The 8,460-nt window shown below is 72.0% G+C and carries 9 protein-coding genes; 3 read left to right on the top strand and 6 right to left on the bottom strand.

Translation table 11 applies throughout. The features are described from left to right. The 3 genes from ACFWBT_RS02835 to ACFWBT_RS02825 form a co-directional block, all read right to left on the bottom strand. A partial coding sequence (locus ACFWBT_RS02835) for a Tex family protein (RefSeq protein WP_385694992.1) occupies positions 1–2,313 on the bottom strand: 2,313 nt, incomplete at its 3' end. Positions 2,314–2,515: 202 nt separating this feature from the next. Beyond that, complete coding sequence (locus ACFWBT_RS02830; RefSeq protein ID WP_266764083.1) at positions 2,516–2,647, bottom strand: LPFR motif small protein; 132 nt, start codon at positions 2,645–2,647, stop codon at positions 2,516–2,518. An 80-nt stretch (positions 2,648–2,727) separates the two neighbouring features. After that, positions 2,728–3,594: a hypothetical protein gene (locus ACFWBT_RS02825; protein WP_385694989.1), complete on the bottom strand. Its 867-nt coding sequence runs from the start codon at positions 3,592–3,594 to the stop codon at positions 2,728–2,730. Between the two features lie 112 nt (positions 3,595–3,706). On the opposite strand from ACFWBT_RS02825, the gene ACFWBT_RS02820 reads away from it, so the two are divergent. Both ACFWBT_RS02820 and ACFWBT_RS02815 read left to right on the top strand, forming a co-directional pair. Continuing rightward, positions 3,707–4,660 (top strand): GlxA family transcriptional regulator, encoded by a 954-nt coding sequence (locus ACFWBT_RS02820; RefSeq protein ID WP_385694986.1) that lies wholly within the window; start codon positions 3,707–3,709, stop codon positions 4,658–4,660. Positions 4,661–4,797: 137 nt separating this feature from the next. Further along, positions 4,798–5,433: a DJ-1/PfpI family protein gene (locus ACFWBT_RS02815; protein ID WP_385694983.1), complete on the top strand. Its 636-nt coding sequence runs from the start codon at positions 4,798–4,800 to the stop codon at positions 5,431–5,433. A gap of 61 nt (positions 5,434–5,494) precedes the next feature. Here the strand turns inward: ACFWBT_RS02815 and ACFWBT_RS02810 are convergent, their stop codons facing one another. Then, the gene (locus ACFWBT_RS02810; RefSeq protein WP_385694980.1) at positions 5,495–6,238 is read right to left on the bottom strand and encodes an enoyl-CoA hydratase/isomerase family protein; all 744 of its coding nucleotides are present in this window, start codon (positions 6,236–6,238) and stop codon (positions 5,495–5,497) included. 303 nt (positions 6,239–6,541) lie between these two features. Between ACFWBT_RS02810 and ACFWBT_RS02805 the strand changes: the two genes are divergently transcribed. Next, positions 6,542–7,042, top strand: coding sequence for an ATP-binding protein (locus tag ACFWBT_RS02805; protein WP_385695013.1), 501 nt, complete (start codon positions 6,542–6,544; stop codon positions 7,040–7,042). 8 nt (positions 7,043–7,050) lie between these two features. Here the strand turns inward: ACFWBT_RS02805 and idi are convergent, their stop codons facing one another. Both idi and ACFWBT_RS02795 read right to left on the bottom strand, forming a co-directional pair. Beyond that, entirely contained in the window at positions 7,051–7,644 is a 594-nt protein-coding gene (gene idi / locus ACFWBT_RS02800; protein ID WP_385694978.1) for an isopentenyl-diphosphate Delta-isomerase, read from the bottom strand. Positions 7,645–7,768: 124 nt separating this feature from the next. Further along, the gene (locus ACFWBT_RS02795) at positions 7,769–8,314 is read right to left on the bottom strand and encodes a GNAT family N-acetyltransferase (protein WP_385694976.1); all 546 of its coding nucleotides are present in this window, start codon (positions 8,312–8,314) and stop codon (positions 7,769–7,771) included. Positions 8,315–8,460: the final 146 nt, after the last annotated feature.

Below are 8,460 nucleotides of genomic sequence, written 5' to 3'. Positions count from 1 at the left end.
GCCTCCGCCCCCGGCCCCGCCGGCGGCGCCGCCGGCGCTGCCTCCGCGACCACCCTGGCGCTGCCCACGCTGCTGCGGCGGCCGCCCGCCGCTCCGCTGGGGCCGTCCGCCGCCCTCGGCGGCCGGGGCCGCCGCTTCGTCGTCCAGCCGGAGCGTCAGCGAGATCCGCTTGCGCGGGATGTCGATCTCCAGGACCTTCACCTTGACGATGTCGCCGGACTTCACGACGTCCCGCGGGTCCTTGACGAACGTCTTGGACATCGCGGAGACGTGCACGAGCCCGTCCTGGTGGACGCCGATGTCCACGAAGGCGCCGAACGCGGCCACGTTCGTGACGACCCCCTCCAGGACCATCCCGGACGCCAAGTCGGAGATCTTCTCGACGCCATCCTTGAAGGTGGCCGTCTTGAAGGCGGGTCGCGGGTCGCGTCCAGGCTTCTCCAGCTCCCTCAGGATGTCCGTGACGGTCGGCAGACCGAACTTCTCGTCGACGAAGTCGGCCGGCCTCAGCGTGCGCAGCACACCCGTGTTGCCGACCAGCGACGCGACCTCGCTGCCCGCCGTCTTCACCATCCGCCGCACCACGGGGTACGCCTCGGGGTGCACGCTGGACGCGTCCAGCGGGTCGTCCCCGCCCCGGATCCGCAGGAAGCCCGCGCACTGCTCGTACGCCTTGGGGCCCAGCCGGGCCACGCTCTTGAGAGCCGTACGGGAGGTGAAGGGACCGTTGGCGTCACGGTGCGCCACGATGTTCTCCGCGAGGCCGGAGGTGATGCCGGAGACCCGGGCCAGCAGCGGGGTGGAGGCGGTGTTCACGTCCACGCCCACGCCGTTCACGCAGTCCTCGACCACCGCGTCCAGCGACCGGGACAGCTTCACCTCGGACAGGTCGTGCTGGTACTGCCCGACACCGATCGACTTCGGGTCGATCTTCACCAGCTCGGCCAGCGGGTCCTGGAGCCGGCGCGCGATGGAGACGGCGCCGCGCAGCGACACGTCCATGTCGGGCAGTTCCTGGGAGGCGAAGGCCGAGGCCGAGTACACCGACGCCCCCGCCTCCGACACCATCACCTTGGTGAGGCCGAGCTCCGGGTGCTTGGTGATGAGCTCACCGGCGAGCTTGTCGGTCTCGCGGGACGCCGTGCCGTTGCCGATCGCGATCAGCTCGACCGCGTGCTCCTTGGAGAGCCGGGCGAGCTTGGCGATCGCCTCGTCCCACCGGTTGGCCGGGACGTGCGGGTGGATGACGTCCGTCGCGACGACCTTGCCGGTCGCGTCGACGACGGCGACCTTCACCCCCGTGCGGAAACCGGGGTCCAGGCCCAGCGTCGAGCGGGTGCCCGCCGGGGCGGCGAGGAGCAGGTCCCGCAGGTTGGCCGCGAAGACGTTCACCGCCTCGTCCTCGGCGGCGGTGCGCAGCCGGAGGCGCATGTCGATGCCGAGGTGCACGAGAATGCGGGTGCGCCAGGCCCAACGTGCGGTCTCCGTCAGCCACTTGTCGCCGGGACGGCCGCGGTCGGCGATCCCGAAACGATGGGCGACGATCCCCTCGTACGACGAAGGCCCCTCGGTGGGCTCCTCCGGCTCCAGGACGAGATCGAGGACGTCCTCCTTCTCGCCGCGCAGCATGGCGAGGATGCGGTGCGAGGGCAGCTCCTTGAAGGGCTCGGCGAAGTCGAAGTAGTCGGCGAACTTGGCACCCGCCTCCTCCTTGCCCTCGCGCACCTTGGCGGCGAGCCGTCCGCGCACCCACATGCGCTCGCGCAGCTCGCCGATCAGGTCGGCGTCCTCGGAGAACCGCTCGGTGAGGATCGACCGGGCGCCGTCCAGGGCGGCCTGCGGGTCGGCGACGCCCTTGTCGGCGTCGACGAAGGCCGCCGCCGCGGCGAGCGGGTCGATCGTCGCGTCGCCGAGCAGGCCGTCGGCCAGCGGCTCCAGGCCCGCCTCGCGCGCGATCTGCGCCTTGGTGCGCCGCTTGGGCTTGAACGGCAGATAGATGTCCTCGAGACGCGCCTTCGTCTCGGCGGCCCTGATCTGCGCTTCGAGCTCGGCGCCGAGCTTGCCCTGCTCGCGCACCGAGTCGAGGATCGCGGCGCGCCGGTCCTCCAGCTCCCGCAGATAGCGCAGCCGCTCCTCGAGGGTGCGCAGCTGCGCATCGTCGAGCATCTCGGTCGCTTCCTTGCGGTAGCGGGCGATGAAGGGAACCGTCGACCCGCCGTCGAGCAAGTCGACGGCGGCCTTGACCTGCCGTTCCCGTACGCCGAGTTCCTCGGCGATCCTGCCTTCGATGGACCCTACGAGGGGTGTCGTCACGATCCCGTACCGCCTTCTCCACTGAGGTTGCGCGGCAATTGTGGCAGGTGACACGGACAACGGGGGATCAGGGCGGCACTCGGAGGGGTCGCGCGCCGCGGGTCCGGCCCCAGGGACACGGAACCCCGCGGGACCCGCGGTATTCCGTGCCTCTCGGTTCCTGCGGGCGGCGGCGACCCCCGGCCTCCGAGTGCCGTGTTCCTCAGGCCCCGCGGGCCCGCCCGGAGCGCGAGGCCCCTCCGAAGAGCCGGGCCAGGGCCCGGAAAGGCAGCGTCACGACCGTGGCGATCGCCCCGCCGATCTGCCGCAGCACGTCCGCGATGGCACGCAGCATGTGTCTCCCCTTTCGTCTCCCGGCACGGAGAGCCGGGAGACGTCCGGGTACCTCAACTCTCGCCGGTCATTCCTCGCCGGTCATTCCTTGCCGATCATTCCGTCCGGGAAGGCGCCCGCGGCGAACGCCGTCATCAGCAGGTTCCTGGCGATCTCGGTGAGCCGCTCCACCCCGGCGGCGCCCAGGTGCTCGTAGGGGGCGCGGTCGAGCCGGTCCGTCCGGACCTCGATGTCCTGGCGCAGGTCCACGCCCGCCTGCGTCAGCTCGCCCCGCGCGTCGAGCAGCCCACGCTCCCGCAGTCGCCCGGACGCCGTCTCCCAGTCCTGCCGCGACCAGCCGCGCGTGCCCAGGGCCCACTTGGGAGCCATGCCCTTGCCGGTCGCGGTGTGGCTCACCAGGGCCTCCACCGGGTCGAGCTCCGCGTCGAGCAGCACCGCGAGGTGCCCGTCGCCGCGGTGCTCGCGCAGCAGGGTGGCCGCGTGCCAGAGCGCCAGGTGGGGCGCCTCGGGCACGGGGAGGTCCGCGTGCGCGGCGTAGAGCGGGCGGGCGGTCGAGCCGCAGGCCTCGGCCGCGCGCAGGGCGAGTTCCGCGGCCTCGGCCACCTCCTTGGAGGCGATGAGGTCTTCGCCGAGCAGCCGCCTGAGTGTCGCGTCCACGGCACGCGCGCGGGCCGCGAGCACGGTCTCCGGAGAGGCGGCCCGCCACACGGCCGGCACACGCGCGGCCACCAGGTCGTGCCGGAAGTTGTAGAACGTCGCCGTCACGGTGCCCGCGCCGACCGCGCCCATCGCGGCGGCCCGTGCCGCGAAGTACGCGGCCCGTTCGTCCTCGATGCCGACGGCGGCCAGCTCACGCCCCAGATCGGGCGAGAAGTAGTGCGTCGAGTGCAGCGGGTTGAGGACGTTGTGGCAGCGGCGCCCGGCGCGCTCCGGCAGTGGAGGGGTCATGCCCCGCACATTACCGACTGGTTGGTACGTCGTGAACAGTGAGATCCGCGATGGCAGGAAAGGTGGGATCCATGTCATTGCGGCCATCGGTGCGCCGGTCGAGAATCGAGCCATGCGAACGGTGCTGATCGTCCTCTTCGACGGGGTGCAGAGCCTCGACGTCACCGGCCCCCTGGAGGTGTTCGCGGGCGCCGAGACCTACCGCGGCGGCTCGTACCGCATCCGCACGGCCTCCCTCGACGGCGCCCCGGTGCGCACCTCCAGCGGCCTCGTCCTGGTCCCGGACCAGGCGCTCGCCGACGCTCCCGCCGCGCACACCCTGCTGGTTCCCGGCGGCCGCGGCACCCGGCGCCCGGACCCCCGCCTGGTCGACTGGCTGCGCGCGCACGGTCCGCGCGCCGAGCGCCTGGTCTCGGTGTGCACCGGCGCCGGACTGCTCGCGGCGGCGGGCCTCCTCGACGGCCGCCGCGCGACGACCCACTGGGCGTACTGCGACCAGCTCGCCCACGACCACCCGGCGGTCGCCGTCGACCCCGATCCCATCTACGTACGCGACGGCAACGTGTCCACCTCGGCGGGCGTCACCTCCGGCATCGACCTGGCCCTCGCCCTCGTCGAGGAGGATCTGGGCCGCGACGCCGCCCTGACCATCGCCCGTCACCTCGTCGTCTTCCTCCGGCGTCCGGGCAACCAGGCCCAGTTCAGCGTCCAGCTCGCCGCCCAGACCGCGCGACGCGAACCGCTGCGCGAGGTCCAGCACTGGATCTCCGAGCACCCCGGCGACGACCTGAGCATCGAGTCGCTCGCCGCCCGTGCCCGCCTCTCGCCCCGCCATTTCGCCCGCGCCTTCCAGAGCGAGACGGGCACGACGCCCGGCCGGTACGTCGAGCGGGTCCGCGTCGAGCACGCCCGCCGTCTCCTGGAGGACACCACCGACGGCATCGAGGAGATCTCCCGCGCCTGCGGCTACGGCACGCCCGAGGGCATGCGCCGCGCCTTCGTGAAGATCCTCGGCTCGGCACCGGCCGAGTACCGGCGCCGCTTCCGGCCGGCGCCCACGGGCTGACGGCGGCCCACCCCACTCGCCGGTCCCGCCGCGGTCCGGCCGCCTCACCGTCCCGCGTGCCCCGGCCTCTCCTCGGCTGGCTCGCGACTCCCGCTCACCCAGGGGCCGCCACCGCACCCCTCGCCGAAAGGAACCCGATGCAGATCGCCATCGTCCTCTTCGACCGCTTCACCGCCCTGGACGCCGTCGGCCCGTACGAGACCCTCGGCCGCCTGCCGGACGCGGACACCGTCTTCGTCGCCGAGCGCACCGGTCCGGTCCGTTCCGACACCGGCCGGCTCGCGCTGACCGCCGACAGGAGCCTCGCGGAGGTGCCGAACCCGGACATCGTGGTGGTACCGGGAGGGCCGGTCCAGAGCGCGGAGATGGACAACCGGGTCCTCCTGGACTGGCTGCGGGACGCCGACGGCACCAGTGTCTGGACGACTTCGGTGTGCACCGGTTCCCTGCTGCTCGCCGCCGCGGGGCTCCTGGACGGCCGCCGGGCCACATCCCACTGGCTGGCCCTCGGCCACCTGGCACGGTTCGGAGCCGAGCCCACGGGGGAGCGCGTCGTGTTCGACGGCAAGTACGTGACCGCGGCCGGTGTCTCCGCCGGCATCGACATGGGGCTCACCCTGCTCGGCCGGATCGCGGGGGACGAACACGCCCAGGCCGTACAGCTGCTGACCGAGTACGACCCGCAGCCACCCTACGACGCCGGGTCCCCGGAGAAGGCGCCCGCGCACCTGGTCGCGGAGTTCCGGAGCAAGAGCCGTTTCATTCTGACGTAGGCGCGCAGACCACCCGCCTCGCACGCCCCGAAGAGCCGTGCCCCGAACGGCCGTCGTGCCCTCACGGAGCCCAAGTGAAGCGCGGCTGCCTGCGCTCCAGGAACGCGGCGACCCCCTCCGCGGTGTCGCCGCCGCCGCGCGCCTGTTCCGCCCAGTACGCGTCACGGTCGGTGCGCCCGTTCGCGAACTCCTTCGCCGACGCCTGCGTCAGCAGGGAGCGCGAGGTCAGGATGCGGGTGAACTCCGCCACCCGCTTGTCGAGTTCGCCCTCGGGCAGCACCTCGTCCACCAGACCTGTGCGCAACGCGCGCTCACTGTCGATCAACTCGCCGGAGAAGAGCAGGTACTTGGCGGTGGACGGGCCCACCAGTGCCGCCAACCGCCGTGTGGAGGAGGCCGGATAGACGATCCCGAGCTTCGCCGGAGTCACCCCGAACAGCGATCCCTCCTGGGCGAACCGCAGATCGCAGGCGGCCGCGAGCTGGGATCCGCCGCCCACGCAGTAGCCGCGAATCGCGGCCAGCGTCGGCTTCGGGAACGCGGCCAGGGACTCCTCGGCGAGCACGGCCAGGCCCTGGGCCTCGTCCGGCGAGCCGCGCAGCGTCGAGATGTCGGCTCCGGCGCAGAACGTCCCGCCCTCACCGGTGAGCACCAGGGCGTGCACATCGGCGCGAACGGTCAACTCGTCCAGCAACGGTGGCAGCGCTCGCCACATCCGCGTCGTCATGGCGTTCCGCTTGGCGGGGTGATGGATGACGACGGTGGCGACTCCGTCGCCGACGTGGTGCGACAGCTGCGGCTCCATGCGACGGATGCTATCTGCACCTACAGCGGACTCCGGATCGCGGGCACCCCCCCGGGCCGTCTCGTGGGCTCCGGAAAGGCGGGGAACGAATCGGGTCAGCTGCGGGGCAAACCCGTACAACCCGAAGAGTTTCCGAAGTCGGCACAAGGTGGACAGGAGCTGTCGTAGAACTGACTGTGTCATACGCAAACGATCAGAAATTATCGATAATTGCTGACTTCTGTTCAGTCAACCGGTACGGACCGGCGCATTACCAACACTCAATGTGTGGTGACAATCGAGCGCAAGGGTGGCGACCGGACGATGGAGAACCCCGGGCCGGGGTCCGACCCCAGCCCTGAAGGCGGAGGCACGACCTCCGGCGTCAGATCGCCGGGACCGCTGCCGTACGAGGGGGTGTGGCGGTTCACCGCCACCGCCGTCGACGCCTCGGTGCCGCAGGCGCGGCACGCCGTCCGTGATCTGCTGGTCCGCCAGGGGGTACCGGTCTCGGACGATCTCGTTCAGGGACTGCTGTTGATCGTGTCCGAACTGGTCACGAACGCCGTCAAGCACGCGGCGGTTCTGTCGCCGATGCTCGCGGTGGAGGTCGCGGTCGGCGCCGAGTGGGTGCGGGTGTCCGTCGAGGACAACCACCCCTACCGGCCGACCGCCCTGGAGGCCGACCACGGGCAGACCGGGGGCCGGGGCCTGCTGCTGGTGCGTGAGGTCACCAGGGAGTACGGCGGCGTGTGCGACGTCGAGCACACCGCGAGCGGCGGCAAGGTGATCTGGGCCGCCCTGCCGCTCGCTCCGGGTGTGTAGAGACCGGCCTACCAGCCCGCGGACGGGGCCGTCAGCTCCCGGATCGCCGGACGGGCGGCGTCCAGCACCGTCATGAACCACGCCGAGAAGGGGTCCTTCGCGTGCCGCTCCGCCAGCTCGGCGGCGGTCACGAAGGCCGTCGAGCCGACCTCCTCCGCGTCGGGCCGCAGCGCCGACTGCACCATCCCGACGAACAGATGGTTGTACTCCTGCTCCACCAGGCCCGAGTCCGGGTCCGGGTGGTTGTAACGGACCGTGCCCGCCTCGGCGAGCAGGGTCGGCGACACCCCGAGCTCCTCGTAGGTCCGCCGGGCCGCCGCGGCGAACGGTCCCTCGCCCGGGTAGGGGTGGCCGCAGCAGGTGTTCGACCACACACCGGGGGAGTGGTACTTGCCGAGGGCGCGCTGCTGCAGCAGCAGTCGGCCCTGCTCGTCGAAGAGGAACACCGAGAACGCTCTGTGCAACTGCCCCGGGGCCTGATGAGCCGCGAGCTTCTCGGCCGTACCGATCGTGTTGCCGTCCTCGTCGACCAGTTCCAGCAAGATCGCTTCAACGGTGCCGTTCGACGAACTGTGCGTCGCGGTGGCAGGTGTGATCGGCATACCCATCCTTCGCATCGGTCTTCAAGCCCCAGTCTGCCGTACGAAACCGGCACTCCCGGCACTTCGCGGCTCCCGCATGTCCCGCCCAGGGAAGCCCCGGGGCGGGTCACGCGGCCGACGTGGGTCAGACGCCGAAAGCCGCCGGATACCTGAGCGTGCCCGGTGCCACCGACACGGAATCGTCGAGGACGAGGGCCATCAGGTGTTCGGACGGCACGTCGAATCCGGGCCGGATGCCGTAGGCGGCGGCGGGCCCGAAACCGAACCTCGGGTAGTACCCGGGATGCCCGAGGACGAGGACGAGCTCCTCACCCCGCGCGCGTGCCGCCTCCAGCACCGCGCGTACGACAGCCGATCCGGCGCCCCGGCGCTGCCGGTCCGGGCGGACGGCGACCGGCGCCAGCGCGGCCGCGGGGACGCCGTCGACGTGACAGCGGGTGATCAGCGCGTACGCCGCGATCGTGCCGTCCGGTGCCTCGGCGACGTACGACAGGCCGGGCAGCCACGCCCCGGGGTCGGCGCGCAGCGCGTCCACCAGATCGGCCTCCTCCGCCCTTTCGAAGGCGGCGGCGGTGACGGCGTACACCTCCGCGAAGTCGGCGGAGGTCTCCCGGCGGGTGCGCCAGACAGCGCTGTGACCGGTGCTGTCACCGGAGATGTGTTCGGTCAACGTGGAAACCCTTGATGAGGGGCCCGGCCGACGCGTCGCCGGAACGGCGGGTCAGCCCCGGGCCCGGGAAACGGGGACGACGAGATCGCTGCGCGTGGCAGCGCCGAGAGCGGCCGTCATCAACCCACCTCCAGGGATCGCCGGCC

The organism is Streptomyces sp. NPDC060027 (assembly GCF_042737005.1).
Classification (GTDB): domain Bacteria; phylum Actinomycetota; class Actinomycetes; order Streptomycetales; family Streptomycetaceae; genus Streptomyces.
Note: the sequence above shows the minus strand (reverse complement) of the source record. Positions and strands in the feature narration are given on the sequence as shown.